At 73.0% G+C, this 16,829-nt stretch carries 10 protein-coding genes; 5 read left to right on the top strand and 5 right to left on the bottom strand.

All coding sequences use genetic code 11. The features are described 5' to 3' along the window. Nucleotides 1-330: 330 nt before the first annotated feature. On the bottom strand, nucleotides 331-2,730 hold the full coding sequence (locus ACLQ26_RS09890; protein WP_425744399.1) for a glycoside hydrolase family 2 protein: 2,400 nt from the start codon (nucleotides 2,728-2,730) through the stop codon (nucleotides 331-333). Between the two features lie 155 nt (nucleotides 2,731-2,885). Between ACLQ26_RS09890 and ACLQ26_RS09885 the strand changes: the two genes are divergently transcribed. After that, the gene (locus ACLQ26_RS09885; RefSeq protein WP_425744147.1) at nucleotides 2,886-3,905 is read left to right on the top strand and encodes a LacI family DNA-binding transcriptional regulator; all 1,020 of its coding nucleotides are present in this window, start codon (nucleotides 2,886-2,888) and stop codon (nucleotides 3,903-3,905) included. A gap of 6 nt (nucleotides 3,906-3,911) precedes the next feature. Here the strand turns inward: ACLQ26_RS09885 and ACLQ26_RS09880 are convergent, their stop codons facing one another. Next, nucleotides 3,912-6,356, bottom strand: a complete 2,445-nt coding sequence (locus ACLQ26_RS09880) for a putative bifunctional diguanylate cyclase/phosphodiesterase (RefSeq protein ID WP_425744146.1) — start codon at nucleotides 6,354-6,356, stop codon at nucleotides 3,912-3,914. 214 nt (nucleotides 6,357-6,570) lie between these two features. Here ACLQ26_RS09880 and ACLQ26_RS09875 point away from each other — a divergent pair, with 214 nt between their 5' ends. Further along, on the top strand, nucleotides 6,571-6,963 hold the full coding sequence (locus tag ACLQ26_RS09875) for a PH domain-containing protein (RefSeq protein WP_425744145.1): 393 nt from the start codon (nucleotides 6,571-6,573) through the stop codon (nucleotides 6,961-6,963). Here the strand turns inward: ACLQ26_RS09875 and ACLQ26_RS09870 are convergent. Continuing rightward, on the bottom strand, nucleotides 6,957-7,883 hold the full coding sequence (locus ACLQ26_RS09870; protein ID WP_425744144.1) for a 2-hydroxyacid dehydrogenase: 927 nt from the start codon (nucleotides 7,881-7,883) through the stop codon (nucleotides 6,957-6,959). The two genes, ACLQ26_RS09875 and ACLQ26_RS09870, sit on opposite strands and share 7 nt — an antisense overlap. Before the next feature lie 187 nt (nucleotides 7,884-8,070). Here ACLQ26_RS09870 and ACLQ26_RS09865 point away from each other — a divergent pair, with 187 nt between their 5' ends. The 3 genes from ACLQ26_RS09865 (at nucleotide 8,071) to ACLQ26_RS09855 (ending at nucleotide 12,765) form a co-directional block, all read left to right on the top strand. After that, nucleotides 8,071-9,888: a SpoIIE family protein phosphatase gene (locus ACLQ26_RS09865; protein ID WP_425744143.1), complete on the top strand. Its 1,818-nt coding sequence runs from the start codon at nucleotides 8,071-8,073 to the stop codon at nucleotides 9,886-9,888. 71 nt (nucleotides 9,889-9,959) lie between these two features. Next, entirely contained in the window at nucleotides 9,960-11,132 is a 1,173-nt protein-coding gene (locus ACLQ26_RS09860; RefSeq protein WP_425744142.1) for a PQQ-dependent sugar dehydrogenase, read from the top strand. 61 nt (nucleotides 11,133-11,193) lie between these two features. Next, nucleotides 11,194-12,765, top strand: coding sequence for a metallophosphoesterase (locus tag ACLQ26_RS09855; protein ID WP_425744141.1), 1,572 nt, complete (start codon nucleotides 11,194-11,196; stop codon nucleotides 12,763-12,765). A 25-nt stretch (nucleotides 12,766-12,790) separates the two neighbouring features. On the opposite strand, the gene ACLQ26_RS09850 is transcribed toward ACLQ26_RS09855, so the two are convergent. Together ACLQ26_RS09850 and gatB are read right to left on the bottom strand one after the other, a co-directional pair. Then, nucleotides 12,791-15,148: a transketolase-like TK C-terminal-containing protein gene (locus ACLQ26_RS09850; RefSeq protein WP_425744140.1), complete on the bottom strand. Its 2,358-nt coding sequence runs from the start codon at nucleotides 15,146-15,148 to the stop codon at nucleotides 12,791-12,793. A 106-nt stretch (nucleotides 15,149-15,254) separates the two neighbouring features. Beyond that, the gene (gatB, locus tag ACLQ26_RS09845) at nucleotides 15,255-16,754 is read right to left on the bottom strand and encodes an Asp-tRNA(Asn)/Glu-tRNA(Gln) amidotransferase subunit GatB (protein ID WP_425744139.1); all 1,500 of its coding nucleotides are present in this window, start codon (nucleotides 16,752-16,754) and stop codon (nucleotides 15,255-15,257) included. Nucleotides 16,755-16,829: the final 75 nt, after the last annotated feature.

Genomic DNA, 16,829 nt, shown 5'->3' with positions numbered 1-16,829 from the left:
GGCCGCCTCCTGGAGTGCACGACCGACTTCGATGCGCGCTTGGCTGAGACTTCGCACCAACGGACGGCAAGGCGCGCTATACCTCAGAGTCATAACTATGACTCTGAGGTATACGGCTCGCCGTAGTGCCAACCCTCGGACGTGGTCGCCGGCAGCAACTAGTTGCGCTGGGGTCGTGGACGCAGCGAGGCACCGGGCGACGGGTCAGGGCCGCGCCATCCAGCCCCTCCATCAGCGAGGAGGTGGGGCGCCGAGGTAATCCACACGAGATCAGTGATATGGCGGTATCCGGTCGGCTCGGTTACCGCGATATCAGCGAAGTCGTGTGGATCAAGTCGTCAGGTCGTTGACGCAGCGCAGCACCGGGCGGGTGATCAGCGCCGCCTCGTCCAGCGGTCCGGCCGCGCGCACCGTGAACGTTGTCGACTCGTCCGGCAGCAGGGTGATCAAAGCCCTGTCCACTGTGGCGGAGTCGTCCAGTCGGTCCGGGAAGAGGGTCAGGTCGCGCAGCACCGTGCGGGCCGTGACCCGGACCCGCTGACCGCCGTCACAAGGTTCGACAGTCGCCTCCCAGGCCGCCGCCGGCCAGGCGAAGTCCCGGTCCTCGGCGAAGAACCACAGCGCCCGATCGACGCCCGCCTCGGCCACGAGCAGTTCCCGCCGAGCGTCGTCCGGCCGGGCCAGCTCCGCCGGCAGGGCCAGCGTCACCGAGGAGTACGCCGGCACGTCGAGTTCGAGGGAGTTCTTCGTCCGGGGCTCCCCGTCGAGGGTCAGCCGAGTCACCGAGGCCGACGCCCGCCACGGCTCGCCGGTCTCGTTGACCGCGACGAGGGCGAGGCATCCGTCGCGGGGCTGCACGGTCAACAGCCTGTCGGCGTACGCGTGGCGCAGCGCGTACCACAGGGGTTTGCGGCGGCCGTCGCCGTCGACTGCCGACCAGGAGGTCACCGGCCAGCAGTCGTTGAGCTGCCACACGATGGTGCCGGCGCAGACGTCCCGGTGCGAGCGGAAGTGCTCGACGCCGAGTTGGATGGCCCGCGCCTGGTTGAGTTGCGTCAGGTAGTGCCAGTCGTCGAAGTCGGCCGGGGCGGGCAGGTGCGCGTCCAGGCCGCGCTGGAGTTTGGCGTCGCCGCCGGCGGCCTTCTGGTGGTGCGCCATCCCGGGTGAGTCGTGCGCCAGCGGCTCGTCGGAGATCGAGCGGCGCAGGGTCGCGTACGTCGGTGGGGCCTGGTAGCCGAACTCGGCGACGAAGCGCGGCACGTACTCCCGGTACTTGGTGTAGTCGTCGGTGTTCCACACGTCCCAGATGTGGGTGGTGCCGTGCGCCGGGTCGTTGGGGTGGATCGTCTCGGTGCCCGACCAGGGGCTGCCCGGCCAGTACGGGCGGGTCGGGTCCAGCTCGCCGACGATGCGGGGCAGGACGTCCAGGTAGTAGCCGCGCCCCCAGGTGCGCCCCGCGAGGGGTTCCTGCCAGTCCCAGTCGTGCCAACCCCAGATGTTCTCGTTGTTGCCGGTCCACAGCACCAGGGACGGGTGGGGCGTCAGCCGGGTGACCTGTTCGGCGGCCTCGGCGGCGACCTCGCTGGCGAACGGCTCCTCCTCCGGGTACGCGGCGCAGGCGAAGAGGAAGTCCTGCTGGACGAGCAGCCCTCGTTCGTCGGCGAGGTCGTAGAAGTCCTCCGACTCGTACCGGCCGCCGCCCCAGACGCGCAGCAGGTTGACGTTGGCCCCGATCGCCTGGTCGAACCGGCCGGCGAGCCGGTCCCTGGTGATCCGGGTGGGGAACACGTCGTCGGGGATCCAGTTGACGCCCCGTACGAAGACCGGAACGTCGTTTACCGACAGCACGAAGGGGGTGCCGTGCTCGTCGGGTGTGGTGTCCAGCCGTACCGAGCGGAAGCCGACCCGCCGCGACCAGGTGTCCAGGGTGTCGTCGTCCGGGGCGTGCAGGGTCACGTCCAGCGGATGGAGCGCCTGCTCGCCGTACCCCCGGGGCCACCAGAGCGCGGGCTCGCGGACGGTGAGTGTCAGCACGGCCGTGCGCTGCCCGGCCGGGACGACGACCTCGGCGTGGGCGTCGGCGACTGTGGCGCGCACGGTAAGCGGGACGTCCGCGACTCGCTCGACCTCGACGTGCACCTCGACCCGGCCGTCGCGACCGTCCACTGTGACAAGCGGGCGGACGTCTGCCAGCCGGGCCGTGGACCAGGCGTGCAGGGCGATGTCCTGCCAGATGCCGGCGGTGACGAGCGTGGGCCCCCAGTCCCAGCCGAAGTTGCAGGCCATCTTGCGGATGAAGTGGAACGGCTCCGGGTAGGCGTTCGGCCGGTCGCCCAGCCGCTCCTGCTGTGCCTCGGCATAGCGGTAGGCGGAGTCGAACGCTACGGCCAGGTCGTTGTCGCCGTCGCGCAGCAGCGCCCCGACGTCGAACCGGTAGGAGCGGTGCATGTTCTCGGTACGGCCGACCTCGACCCCGTTGACGCTGATGGTGGCGACGGTGTCCAGGCCGGCGCAGACCAGGTCGACCCGGTCGTGGTCACCGGCCGGGGCGGGGAACGTCGTTCGGTAGTGCCAGTCGGTGCGCCCGATCCAGGCCAGGGACAGCTCGTTGTCGTCGAGGTACGGATCGGGGATCAGCCCGGCGTCGAGCAGGTCGGTGTGTACGCAGCCGGGCACGGTCGCCGGCACGGACCGACCGGCGACCTCCGCCGGCACCTGCGCTGCGGGCATCGCCCGCACGGTCCAGCCGTCGTAGAGTCCCTGTCGGCTCACGATGTCACCGCACCTTCTGCATCGAAAGATGCCTACTGAACCGGATAAGCTGAGCCACCGTACGGTTCGGATTTCGGGACTGTCAACGGCACCAGAGACCGAGGAGCACGCCGGTGAAGCGGCCGACAATCGCGGACGTCGCGCGTCGCGCGGGCGTGTCCAAGGGCGCCGTGTCGTACGCGCTGAACGGGCAGCCCGGCGTCTCGGCGGCCACCAGGGAGCGCATCCTCGCCATCGCCACCGAGATCGGGTTCAGCCCGAGCAGCGCCGCACGGGCGCTCTCCGCCGCCACGGCCGGCGCGGTCGGTCTGGCCCTGTGCCGGCCCGCCCGGACACTTGGCGTCGAGCCGTTCTTCATGGCGCTGATCAGCGGCGTGGAGGCCGAACTCTCGGCCCGCTCGTACGCGCTGACCCTCCAGGTGGTGGCCGACCACGACGCCGAGATCGCTGTGTACCGGCGCTGGTGGGGCGAGCGCCGGGTCGACGGGGTGCTCGTCTGCGACCTGCGCACCGACGACAGCCGCATCCCCGCCCTGCACCAGCTCCAACTGCCGGCCGTGGTGATCGGCGGACCGGGCGGCACCGGCGAGCTGGCCAGCCTCTGGTCCGACGACGCGGCGGCGCTGACCGAGGCTGTGGAGTACCTGGTGGCGCTGGGCCACCGCCGCATCGCCCGGGTCGGCGGCCTGCCGGACCTGCTGCACACCGAGATCCGTACCGACGCCTTCGCGGGGCTGTGCCGGCGACTCGGCCTGGCCGACGCGGTGACCGTCTTCTCCGACTACAGCGGCGAGGAGGGTGGGCGGGCCACCCGCCGCCTGCTCAGCTCCGCCACGAGGCCCACCGCCGTCATCTACGACAACGACGTGATGGCCGTCGCCGGGCTCTCGGTCGCCCAGGAGATGGGCCTCACCGTGCCGGACGACCTGTCCATCGTGGCCTGGGACGACTCCCCGCTGTGCCGGCTGGTGCACCCGCCCCTGACGGCGCTGGGCCGCGACATCCCCGCGTACGGCGCGCACGCCGCCCGCCACCTGCTCGCCGTCATCGCCGGGCAGCCGGCGACGCGGGTGCAGGACGAGAGCCCGCAGCTGACCCCGCGCGGCAGCACGGCACCGCCGCGCGGGAAGTGAACCGGTTCAGCGCGACGCCGAGGGGAACTCCTCGAAGTACGCCTCGACCCGCTCGGCGGTGGCCGGACGGGCCAGCGCGAAGCCCTGCCCGTAGCGGCAGCCGGCCCGACGCGCCACCTCGACCTGGGTCGCCGACTCCAACTCCTCGGCGACGATCTCCACACCCAACCGCTCGCCCACGTTTACCACCACGTCGATAAGCGGCGGCTGCCCCGCCGACTGCGCCCCCACCAGCTCGGGGCCCACCTTCAGCAGGTCGATCGGCAGGCGGCGGAGCTGGGCCAGCGAGGCGTGCTCGGCCCGGAAGTCGTCAAGCGCGGTGCGGACACCCAGCGACCGGAGCCCCGCCAGCCGGGCCACCACTGTCGACAGGTCGGCGGCGATCCTCGGCTCGGCCACCTCCACCACCAGCCGCTCCGGCGACACCCCGTACGCGGCCAGCACCGCCGCGGTGCGTTGCACGAAGTCGGGGGTGGTCAGCTCCCGGGTGGTGACGTTCACCGCCATCCACAGCTCACGGGGGCCCTCCGACCAGCCGGCCAACTGCCGGCAGGCCCGGTCCAGTACCCACCACTCCAACTCGCCGACCAGATCCAGATCCTCGGCGACCGGCAGCAACTCGGCCGGAAGCACAGTGCCGAGCACGGGGCTGCGCCAGCGCAACAGCGCCTCGACGCCCACCGGCTGCCTGTCGGTCAGGTCGAGCACCGGCTGGTAGACCAGGTCCAGCTCGCCACGCGCCACCGCACCGGGCAACTCACGTTCCAGGTCGAGGCGGCGTACCAACTGCTCCTCCAGGAACGCGTCGTACCACTCGACCCGGTCCCGGCCCAGTTGCACCGCCCGCCGCCGGGCCAGCTCGGCCTGACGGAGCACGTCGGCGGGCCCGGCGCCACTCACCTCGGCGAGCCCGATGCTCACCTGCACGCGCAGCACCGACCCGGCCAGCTGGTACGGCGGAGTGAGCGCGGTCAGCAGCCGGGTGCCCAACGCGTACGCCACCACCGGCCCGGCGCTGGTGACCACCGCGAAGCCGGTGCCGGTGCAGCCGGTCACCAGGTCGTGGGGCCCGACGGCCGCGCGGACCCGCAGGACCGCCTCGGCCAGCACGTCCTCCCGCGCCACCGGGCCCAGCCCGTCCGCGCCGTGCAGCTCCACCAGCAGCAGCGAACCGGCCGGCGCCGGGACGTCGCCGATGGCGGCGAGAGCGTCCAGCAGCGCCGCCCGGTCCCCTACCGAACCGGAGCGGTGGTCGACAGTCGACCAGGCGACGCCCGCGTCGGGCCAGGCCGCGTCGACAGCGGTCGTGGCGCCGATGCCGCCGGTCGGAGGCCAGAGACCGTCGACGCCGCTGGTGGCGGTTCCGCAGGCGTCGGGGGGCCACGGCGCGACGACCGGGCTCAGGCCCGGTGGGGGCGACACGGAGGTCGCGTCGGACCGCGGTGGTTGTGCCGTGCGTCGACGCCGCACCGCGCGGCCGGCGCGTCGGCGGTGCGCGGCGTGCCGCTCCGGTACGCCCGCGTCACCGCCGCGCAGCAACTCCCGCAGGACCAGCGGTGGCACCGCCGCCAGGGCGAGCAGCACGCTCGTCCGGTCCGGAGTGCGGCCCGCTCCCAGGTGCAGACCCGCCGCGAGCAGCAGCACCGACGCCGGGAGCACCACCCGTGGCCAGGTCGCGGCGGGCGGGCCGGCAGCCGGTTGCGCACCGGCCGTCGTCACCGCCGCCGTCGCCCCCCGTGCGGTCAACAGCATCCCGAGCACCAGCGGCGGCACCGCCAGCAGCGCCGCCCGGCCCGTCGGCGCGGGCGGCAGGATCGTCAGCAGCGCCAGCCCGACAAGTGTGAGCAGCACGCCGCCCCGGCAGATCGCGTCGCCCGAGCGCCGCCCGGCCCCGGTGAACGCGCTGAGCGCGGCCATGCCCAGCCCTGCGAGCGCCAGCGCCGCGACCAGCCGGGCCGACGGAGGCAGGGCGTCGGGCGGGAGCAGCAACCAGCCGGCGAGGGCCAGACCGACAGTGGGGCCGGTCGCCTCGACCAGCCCTCGCAGTCGTGCCGTCCGAGGCGGCCGAATCGGGAGCCGACGCAGCCCGGCCACGGACAGGACCGCCACTGTCAACGAACCGAGCAGCGCGGCGGCGCGGTGCCCGGCGTCGACGAGCGGCAGAGCGGCGGCCACACAGCCGGCCGCCACCACCGCCGCGTCGAGCAGCACGGCCGCCGTCCGCCACGACGGGTCGTCCGACGCCGGGTCGCTGGCTCGGCGGCCGGTCAGTCGGGAGAGTCGTACGCCGGCGAGGGTGGCGCCCGCCCCGCCGGACAACGCGATGATCACCGGCGTCGGGGCCAGATCGGCGGCCCCGGCGACGACGAGCAGCGCCACGGCCGTGGACACGGCGACCTCCGGGGCCGCCCGGCGGGGGATGAGAACACGGAACGGGTACGCGAGGAGCACGGCGGTCGCCTTCGTGAGGGGGCACGGGGCGGTGCGGCGGTGCGGGCGGGGGACGGTGCTGGTCCACTGCCCAACAGGAGAAAACGACCGGCGACCAGATTGGTTACGCGTCGGTCACCCAAACGAAGCAGTGACCCGTATCACTGTACGGCGTCGGGGCTCCGTGGCGCCGCCCGCCGCGACCCTCGTCGACCAGGGGTGGGATCATCGCCTGGTGAGTACGCCCGACACCGTCCGCTTCCGGTACAACCAAGCCATCCTGGCCGCCGCCGTCATCGCCTTCATCGGCGCCCTGCCGCTGGCCAACGCCCGGGCGTACCTGCTGCCGGTGCTGCTCGTCCCCCTCGCCGTCGGGGTGTGGGCCTGGCGGGCCGGCACCGACGCCGACTCCCGGGAGCTGCGCCTGCGGGCGCTGTTCGGGCAACGCCGGATCGGCTGGGACCGGGTCGCCGAGCTGGCCACCGACGCGCGCGGGCGGGCGGTGGCCCGCCTCGACGACGGCCAACAGGTCGGCCTTCCGGCGGTACGCGGCACCGACCTGCCCCGACTGGTCTCGGCCACCGGCCAGACACTGCCGGACGAGGCCGCCGAGACACCCGGTCAGTAGCCGTCGACCACCGTGTTGATCAGCGGCTGACCGGAGGCGAACCGCCTGACCTGATCGCCCACCAGCCGGTACGCCCGCGGCAGCAGCCCGCGCACCGACCCGGCCACGTGCGGGGTGAGCAGCACGTTCGGCATCGTCCACAGCGGTGATTCGGCGGGAAGCGGCTCCGGGTCGGTGACGTCCAACGCGGCCGAGATCCGGCCGGTGGCCAGTTCGGCGACGAGCGCCTCGGTGCGGGCCACCGGACCACGGGACGCGTTGACGAGAAGCGCCCCGTCGGGCATCGCGGCCAGGAAGTCCTTGTCGATCAGGCCACGGGTCTGGTCGGTGAGCGGCACCAGCACCACCACCACGTCGGCGTCGGGCAGCAGCCGGGGCAGCTCCGCCACCCCGTGCACCCCCTGCTCCGCTCGGGCCGTCCGGGCGACCAGGGTGAAGCTCACCTCGAAGGGGGCGAGCCGGTCCCGTACCGCCGTGCCGATCGAGCCGGCCCCGACGATCAGCACCCGCTTGCCGGTCAGCTCGTCGGTGGGCGCGTGGCCGTCGTACGCCCACCGCCGCTCGGCCTGCGCGCGGGCGAAGGCTCCGAAGGCGCGCAGCTGGGCCAGGATCGCGGTGACCACCCACTCGGCGGTGGACGGGTCGTGCACGCCCCGGGCGTCGCAGAGCGTGACCCCGTCCGGCATCCGGCCGACCCAGGCGTCCGCACCGGCGGAGAGCAGCTGCACCACCTCCAGCTCGGGCAGCTCGCCCAGCAACGCGGTCGCGTCCGACCCGCTCAGGAACGGCGGTACCCAGAAGCGGACGTCAGCCGGGGCGGACGGCAACCGGTCGGCGTGTTCGGCGACCTCCACAGTCACGCCCGGAGGCAGCTCGCCGACGAGGTTCAGGCCTGCCTGATGCGGAATCCATACCTTCACGTCCGCCGACGATAGCCGTCCGCGCGACGGCCGGTGCGGGCACGGCGGCGAACCGGCGTCACGGGGGATGGCGGACGGCAGTGGGGCGGGCGAGACTCGGCACACCGATGTTCGGTCCCGGCCACGACGAGGTATAACCAAGGGTCGGAGGGCCGGTCGGGCCTCCGACCCGGCAGACAGGTGCTCGATGACCGACGGCTCCCCCGCCAGCGCGCGACGTTCGATCGCCCCACCTCCGGCGCTCGGTGACGCGGCGCGACTGCGTGCGCTCGCCGACACGGGTCTGGACGCCACCCCGGACGAGGCGTTCGACCGCTTCGCCCGACTGGTCAGCGACCTGCTGGAGGTGCCGGTCGCGCTGGTCTCCCTGGTCTCCGCCGACCGGCAGTTCTTTCCCGGGGCGGTGGGTCTGCCGGAGCCGTGGTCGCAGCGGCGGCAGACTCCGCTGAGCCACTCGTTCTGCCAGCACGTGGTGGACACCGAGGCGCCGATGGTGTTGCCGGACGCCCGGCTCTACCCCCGCGTCCGCGACAACCTGGCCATCGACGACCTCGGCGTCGTCGCGTACGCCGGGATGCCGTTGACCGACCTCTCCGGCCGGGTGCTCGGCTCACTGTGCGCCATCGACAACAAACCCCGGGCGTGGACCGCCGGGCAGCTACGGACGCTTGCCGACCTCGCCGCCGCCTGCTCGTCGGAGCTGCGACTGCGGATCGCGCTGGACGGCGCGCAGGAGGCGCGTCGTCGGATCGTCCGCGCGCACCAGCGGCTGGAGCTGCTGGCCGGTGTGAGCGAGACGCTCGCCGGCACGCTCGACGTCGGCACGTCGCTGCGCCGGCTCGCCGCCGCCATGGTGCCGCTGCTCGCCGACTGGTGCCTGCTCACCCTGGTCGGGCCGTCCGGGCAGCCCCGGGAGGTGGTCGCGGTGCACCGCGACCCGACCCGAACGGCGGACGTCGACCGCTTCGCCCAACTGCTGCGTACCGGGCTGAGTCAGGAGTCGATCATCCGGGCGGTGCTGCGGACCGGCCAGCCGCGCCTCGGTGGCGTGGCGTCGTTGGCCGACGTGGCCCGGGGTACCACCGATCCGGAGATGTCGGCGATCGCCGAGCGGCTGGGCATCGCCTCCTATCTCAGCGTGCCGGTGCGGGCCGTCGGGGGCACCGTGCTGGGCGCGATCACCCTGGTCAACGCCTCCGACCGTCAGCAGTTCGACGACCGTGACCTGCTCACCGCCGTGGACATCGGCCGCCGGGCCGGTCAGGCCGTCGGCAACAGCTCGATGTACGGGGAGCAGCGGCACGTCGCCGAGGTCCTGCAACACAGCATGCTGCCGCGGCTGCCGTTGGTGCCGGAGCTGGAGCTGACGGCCCGCTACCAGCCGGCGGCCGACCGGGTGGAGGTGGGCGGCGACTGGTACGACGCCTTCGTGCAGCCCGACGGTGACCTGATCGCGGCGATCGGGGACGTGGCCGGGCACGACATCGAGGCGGCGGCGACCATGGGCCAGCTGCGCAACCTGGTACGCGGCAACGCGTTCGGCCGGCCGGACGCGGTCGGGGCGCTGATGACCCACCTGGACAGCGCCATCCGTGGCCTGCGACTGCCCATCGCGGCCACCGCGACACTTGTGCGCATCTGTGGCGAACGCTCCGGCGTCCGCGAGGTGACCTGGTGCAACGCCGGGCACCCGCCGGCCCTGGTGGTCCGGGCGGGCGGTGCGGTGGAGGTCCTCGAGGCGACGCCGGAGCCGCTGCTCGGCCTGGCCCGACCGTCGGTACGCACCAGCCGGTCGACAAGCCTGGCCACCGGCGACACGCTGCTGCTCTACACCGACGGGCTGATCGAGCGCCGGGACCGGTCCATCGACGACGGGCTCGCCGAGTTGGTGCACCGGTTGACCGGCACCGACACGGTGCCCCTCGACGACCTGTGTGACCTGCTGCTCGCCTCGATCCAGCACCGCGAGGACGACACGGCGCTGCTGGCCGTCCGGGTCCGCTGAACGGTTCCGGCGCGAGCCGTGGCCCATCTGTCGGGCCCGGCCGGGCCGTCCGGCGGGCTACGCTGGGCCGGGTGAGAGCCCGTCTCCCGTACCCTCGCGTCCGCCGCCTCCGGGTGGTCCTCGCGGCGTCCTGCGCGGCGCTGCTGCTCGCCTCGGGTTGCAGTTTCGGCGAGCCGGAGCCCGACCCGGCGGGTGAGCCGCCGAACCTGCCGACCCCGTCGGCGTCGGCGAGCCCCGGCGGTGCCGGCCAGCAGGCGGTGGCGACCGTCCTGGCCAAGGGGCTGCGGGTGCCGTGGGCCATCGCGTTCCTACCCGACGGCGGCGCGCTTGTCACCGAACGGGACAGCGGTCGGATACTCCAGGTCGGCCCGGAGTCCGGCCCGAACGGGCTGCGGGTCCGGGTCGTGCAGACGATCAGCGACGTGGCGGCGGCGGGCGAGGGCGGGCTGCTCGGCATCGCCGTCTCCCCCGGCTACGCCCAGGACCGGACGGTCTTCGTCTACTACACGGCCGAGCAGGACAACCGGGTCGCCCGCCTGCAACTCGGCGGGCAACCCACAGCGATCCTCACCGGCATCCCGAAGGCGAACGTGCACAACGGCGGCGGGTTGGGCTTCGGCCCGGACGGGCAGCTCTACGTCAGCACCGGCGACGCGGGCGAGCGCCCCAACGCGCAGAACGCGAAGAGCCTCGGCGGCAAGATCCTGCGGATCACCGCCGACGGCAAGCCCGCGCCGGGCAATCCGTACCCGGGCTCCCCGGTGTGGTCGCTGGGTCACCGCAACGTGCAGGGCTTCGCCTGGGACGGCGCCAAGCGGATGTACGCCGTGGAGTTCGGCCAGAACACCTGGGACGAGATCAACCAGATCACCAAGGGCGGCAACTACGGCTGGCCGGAGGTCGAGGGGCGGGCCGGCGACAAGCGGTACACCGACCCGATCACGCAGTGGGCGACCTCGGACGCGTCCTGCTCCGGGCTGGCCGCGACGGATCGGCTGCTGGTGACCGGGTGCCTGCGTGGCAAGCGGCTCTGGGTGATGGAGCTGACCGACACCGGGACGCTGCTCGGGCAGCCCAGCGAGCTGCTCACCAACCGCTACGGCCGGCTGCGTGCGGTGGCCGCCGCGCCGGACGGGTCGCTCTGGGTGAGCACCTCCAACCACGACGGGCGGGGTGACCCGGTGGCCGACGACGACCGCCTCCTGCGGGTGGTCTTCGCCGGCGGCGACGGCGGTCGCAGCTGACAGGCGTCACCTTCCGCGCAGGTTTGCCAAGATCTTCCGACGGGCAGGTCAGAATCTCAGCATGGACGGGCAACGCGACGAGCAGCACGACGACGCCGAGGGCCGGGGCGACCCGGTGACCGGCGGCGAGCCGTCGCGCCCGGCAGGCCGGCGGATCGGCCGGCCCGGTGGACCGGTGCGCCGCACAGGTGTCGTCCTCGCCGTGCTCGTGGTGGCTCTGGCCGGGGCGGTGCTCGGGGTGCTGGCCGGTGGTCGGGTGAACACCGACATCGGGCCGTTCCGGGCCAGCCTCACCCTCTCTCCGGCCAGCGAGGGCGGGACGACGATCGACGTGCCGCCACTCGGCGCGCTGCTGCTCGACAGCCACAGCGGGCCGACCCACCTCACCGTGCGGCTGGGCGCGTTGGACCAGGGACGCACCGAGGCGCTGCTCGACGACCCGGCGAGCATCAGCCGCGCCAGCCAGAGCGCCGTGGAGGACGTCCGCTCCGGGGTGATGCGACTGGGCCTGCGCACCCTCGGATCGGCGGTCCTGGTCACCCTCATCCTGGCCGGATTGATCTTCCGCAACGTGCGTCGTACCGCCTGGGCGGGCGGGCTGGCGTTGCTGGTCACCGCCGGCAGCCTCGGCACGGCCGCGGCCACCCTGCGCCCGCAGGCGATCGAGGAGCCGCGCTACGAGGGTCTGCTTGTCAACGCGCCCGCCATCGTCGGCGACGCCCGCCGCATAGCCAACGACTACACCAAGTACGCCGAGCAGCTGCAACGCATCGTCGGCAACGTCAGCCAGCTCTACACGACTGTGTCGGCGCTGCCGGTGCTGGAGCCGGCGCCCGGCACCACCCGGGTCCTGCACGTCTCCGACATGCACCTCAACCCGACCGGCTGGCAGCTGATCCGCACGGTGGTCGAGCAGTTCGGCATCGACGTCGTCATCGACACCGGGGACATCACCGACTGGGGCAGCGAGCCGGAGGCGTCCTTCGTCGGCTCGATCAGCCTGCTCAAGAAGCCGTACGTGTTCATCCGCGGCAACCACGACTCGGGCAAGACCGGCGCCGCGGTGGCCCGCCAGCCGAACGCGATAGTGCTGAACAACTCGACCGCCACTGTCGCCGGGCTGACCATCGCCGGCATCGGCGACCCCCGTTTCACCCCGGACAAGAACACCTCCCCGGCCGGCAGCGGCCTGACCCAGGAGGTGGCCGACCAGGTGATCGGCGTCGGCGAGCAGCTCGCCGCGACAGTGCGCAGCTCGCCCCGGCCGGTAAACATCGCGCTTGTGCACGACCCGGCGTCGGCCGGGCCGCTCGCCGGAACCTGCCCGCTGGTGCTGGCCGGGCACACCCACGCCCGGCAGGTCTCCAAGCTGCCGCAGGCGCCCGGCCAGCAGCCCACCGCCCTCTTCGTGGAGGGCTCGACAGGCGGGGCCGGGCTGCGCGGCCTGGAGGGCGAGAAGCCGACGCCGCTGTCGATGACAGTGCTCTACTTCGACCAGCAGAAGATGCTCCAGGCGTACGACGACATCACCGTCGGCGGCACCGGCCAGGCCCAGGTCAACCTGGAACGCCACATCGTGCAGGACCCGAGCGCCGGCGCGCCCGCCTCGGTCACCCCCACCCCGACCCGCTGAGCGCGGGCCGGGGCGTCCGGGGCGGTCAGCGCAGCGCGAGCGCGGCCAGGGCGGCGTTGACGATGCTGCCCGGCAGCAGGTCGTGCAGCTCGTACAGGTCGGCCACACTGCCGGACTGGCCGAACTCGTCCACCCCGAGCGGCACCGCCGGGGCGCCGAGCGCCGACCCGAGCCAGGCCATCGCGTGCGACGCCGCGTCGTGCACGGTCACCACCGGCACCCGGTCGACGAACGCGGACCGCAGCGCGCCCGGCACGCTGGGCACGGTCGCCGTGCGTACGCCCTGGCGCAGGGTGCGCTGCCACGCCCGGTACAGCCGGTCCAGCGAGGTCACGTCCACCACGTGCGCGGCGATGCCCTCCTCGGCCAACTCCGCGGCGGCGGCCAACGTCTCGGGCAGCACCGCGCCGGAGGCGGCCAGCTGCACCACCGGGGCGTCGGCCAGGTGCGGGTACGCCTGGTGCGCGTCGACGAGCCGGTACGCCCCGGCGACCACCTGCCTGCGCAGCACCGCGTCGCCGAGCCGGGCCCGCGCCGCCTCGAACGGCGCCTGGTCCAGCGGTCGGGTGCTCAGCCGGAAGTAGTACGCGCCGTCCTCGGTCGGCGCGGCGGTAGCGGCCGGGGCCGCCCCACCCGCGATCTGCCCCAGCGCGTCGCAGAGCAGCCAGTCGAGGCTGCCCGCGTACGCAGGTTCGAGGAACGTCACCCCGGGCAGTTCCAGGCCTACCGACGCGGTGATGGTGGACTGGTGGGCGCCGCCCTCGGGGGCGAGGGTGATGCCCGACGGGGTGCCGGCCACCACGAACCGCGAACCGGAGTACGTGCCGTACAGGAACGCGTCGAGGCCACGCAGCACGAACGGGTCGTAGACGGTGCCCACCGGCAGCAGCGGCTGCCCGGACAGATCCCAGGACAGGCCGAGCTGGCCCAGCAGCAGGAACAGGTTCATCTCCGAGATGCCCAGCTCGATGTGCTGCCCGGAGGGGCTCTCGGTCCAGCGCAGCATCCGGTCCTCGGTCCAGGAACGCTGCTCGGTGGGGGCGAACACCCCGGTCTTGTTGATGAACCCGGCCAGGTTGGTGGAGGTGGCCACGTCCGGGGCGGTGGTCACCAGGTAGCGGCCCACCTCCCGATCGCGAGCCAGGTCCACGAGCACCCGACCGAAGACCTCCTGCGTGGAGATCGGCTTGTTGGCGCGTACTCCCGTGCTCTCCGGAACGGTGACCCCGAGCGCGCGCTCGCGCGGCGCGCGGGACAGCGCCTCCCGGCGGGCGCCGGCCCGGATGCCGGCGGGTGACGCCGGGTCGAGGCGGTCCCACTCGGTCTCGGCCGTCAGACCCTGCGCGGCCCGCAACGCGTCGACCTGCTCGGTGCTGAGCAGCGCCGAGTGGTTGCGCGGATTGCCGGCGATGGGCAACCCCCACCCCTTCACGGTGTACGCGAAGACGACGCTGGGCCGGTCCGTGACCGCGTCGCACTGGGCGTACGCGTCGAGCATCGCCTGAAGGTCGTGCCCGCCCAGGTCGGTGACGAGCGGGCCGAGGTTCTCGTCGCTCACGTGGGCGATCAGCTCGTCGATGCCGGCCGGAGCGCCGTCCAGGAACTGCTTGCGCAGCGCCGGCCCGGCCAGCCCGAACAGCGACTGGTACTGCTCGTTGGGCATCAGGTCGATCCAGTCGCGCAGCGCCTCGCCACCCGGCCGGGCGTACGCCTCGGCGAGCCGGCGACCGTACTTGACCTCCACGACGTGCCAGCCGGCCGCCTCGAACTGACCGCGCCACTGCTTGATCCGGATGCCGGGCACCACCCGGTCCAGCGACTGCCTGTTGAAGTCGACGAGCCACATGACGTTGCCCAGGCCGGTGGTGGCCGGGTCGGCGACCGCCTCCCAGATGTTGCCCTCGTCCAACTCGGCGTCGCCGATCAGCGCCACGAACCGGGAGTGCGGGCGGGCCCCGAAGTGCGCGTCGACGTAGCGGCGGGTGGCGGCGGCGAAGAGCGGCGCCGCCGCGCCCAGACCCACCGAGCCGGTGGAGAAGTCCACCTCGTCGGGGTCCTTGGTGCGCGACGGGTACGACTGGAGACCGCCTCGGGCCCGCAGCCGGGGCAGGTAGGAGCGGTCCAGGTTGCCCAGCAGGTACTGGATGGCGTGGAACACCGGCGAGGCGTGCGGCTTGACGGCGACGCGGTCCTCGGCGTCCAGGTGCGCGAACCACAGGGCGGTCATCGCCGTGACGAGGGAGGCGCTGGACGCCTGGTGGCCGCCGACCTTCACCCCGTCACCGGTGGCCCGGTCGTGGTTGGCGGCGTCCACGATCCGGGTGGCGAGCCAGAGCACCCGCCGCTGGATCTCGTCGAGGACATCGAGGTCGTGCTGGTTCACGGTGGCTCCATCCGGGCGTCGCCGTTGACGCCCTCGCGAGGGGGTTGCGGTGTGCACGGCGAACACCGCTGGCGCAGCACGCGCCAGCGGTGTTCGATCGGGCGGATCAGCCCTGGACGCCGAGGCGCTCCAGGATCAGCTCACGCAGGGTCTTCGCGTCGGCCTGACCACGGGTGGTCTTCATGACCGCGCCGACGAGGGCGCCGACCGCCGCGACCTTGCCGCTACGGATCTTGTCGGCGATGCCGGGGTTGGCGGCGATCGCCTCGTCCACGGCGGCGGTGAGCGCGCCGGTGTCCGACACGACCTCCAGGCCCCGACTGGTCATGATCTCGGTGGGCGAACCCTCGCCGTCGACCACGCCCTCCAGCACCGTACGGGCCATCTTGTCGTTGAGCTTGCCCGCGTCGACCAGGCCCTGCAGCTCGGCGACCTGCGCGGGGGTGGCGCCGATGTCGGCCAGCTCCACGCCGCTCTCGTTGGCCCGACGGGACAGCTCACCCAGCCACCACTTGCGGGCCGCCGCCGGGGTGGTGCCGGCGGCCACGGTGGCCTCGATCAGCTCGACCGCACCGGCGTTGAGCACCGACTGCATGTCCAGGTCGGACAGGCCCCACTGCTGCTGGAGCCGACGCCTGTGCACCCGGGGCAGCTCCGGCAGGGCGGCCTTCAGCTCGGCGACCCAGGCCGGGTCCGGTGCGATAGGCACCAGGTCCGGCTCGGGGAAGTACCTGTAGTCGGTGGCCGTCTCCTTCGAGCGCCCCGGGGTGGTGTCACCGGTGTCCTCGTGGAAGTGGCGCGTCTCCTGGGTGATCCGGCCGCCCGCGTCCAGCACCGACGCCTGGCGCAGCATCTCCGAGCGGACCGCCCGCTCCACCGACCGCAGCGAGTTGACGTTCTTGGTCTCGGTGCGGGTGCCCCACTCCTGACCCGGCAGGTTGAGCGAGGTGTTCACGTCACAGCGCAGCGAACCCTCCTCCATCCGCACGTCGGAGACGCCGAGGGTACGGATCACGTCGCGCAGCTCGGCGACGTACGCCTTCGCCACCTCGGGGGCGAGCGCACCGGTGCCCGTGATCGGCTTGGTCACGATCTCGACAAGCGGAATGCCGGCCCGGTTGTAGTCGACGAGCGACTCGGTCGCACCGTGGATGCGGCCGGTGGCGCCACCGACGTGCAGCGTCTTGCCGGTGTCCTCCTCCAGGTGCACCCGCTCGATCTCGATGCGTACCGTCTCGCCGCCCACCTCGACGTCCAGGTAACCGTCGACGCAGATCGGCTCGTCGTACTGGCTGATCTGGAAGTTCTTCGGCATGTCCGGGTAGAAGTAGTTCTTCCGGGCGAACCGGCACCACTCGGCGATCGAGCAGTTCAGCGCCAGGCCGATCCGGATGATCGCCTCGATGGCGGCCTTGTTGGCCACCGGCAGCGACCCGGGCAGCCCCAGGCACACCGGGCAGACCCGGGTGTTCGGCTCGCCACCGAAGTCCGTCGGGCAGCCGCAGAACATCTTGGTGTTCGTGCCCAGCTCGACGTGGGTCTCCAGGCCGATCACCGGTTCGAAGCGCGCGACGACCTCGTCGTACGCGGGCAGTGTCGTGGTCATGAGACGCTCCAGACGCGATCCGGACAGAACCCGTCCAGCCTAATGGGGTTGTCCGGCCACGCTTCGCCCGGGTTT

It is taken from the genome of Micromonospora sp. DT43, from assembly GCF_049841645.1.
Classification (GTDB): Bacteria; Actinomycetota; Actinomycetes; order Mycobacteriales; family Micromonosporaceae; genus Micromonospora.
Note: the sequence above shows the minus strand (reverse complement) of the source record. Positions and strands in the feature narration are given on the sequence as shown.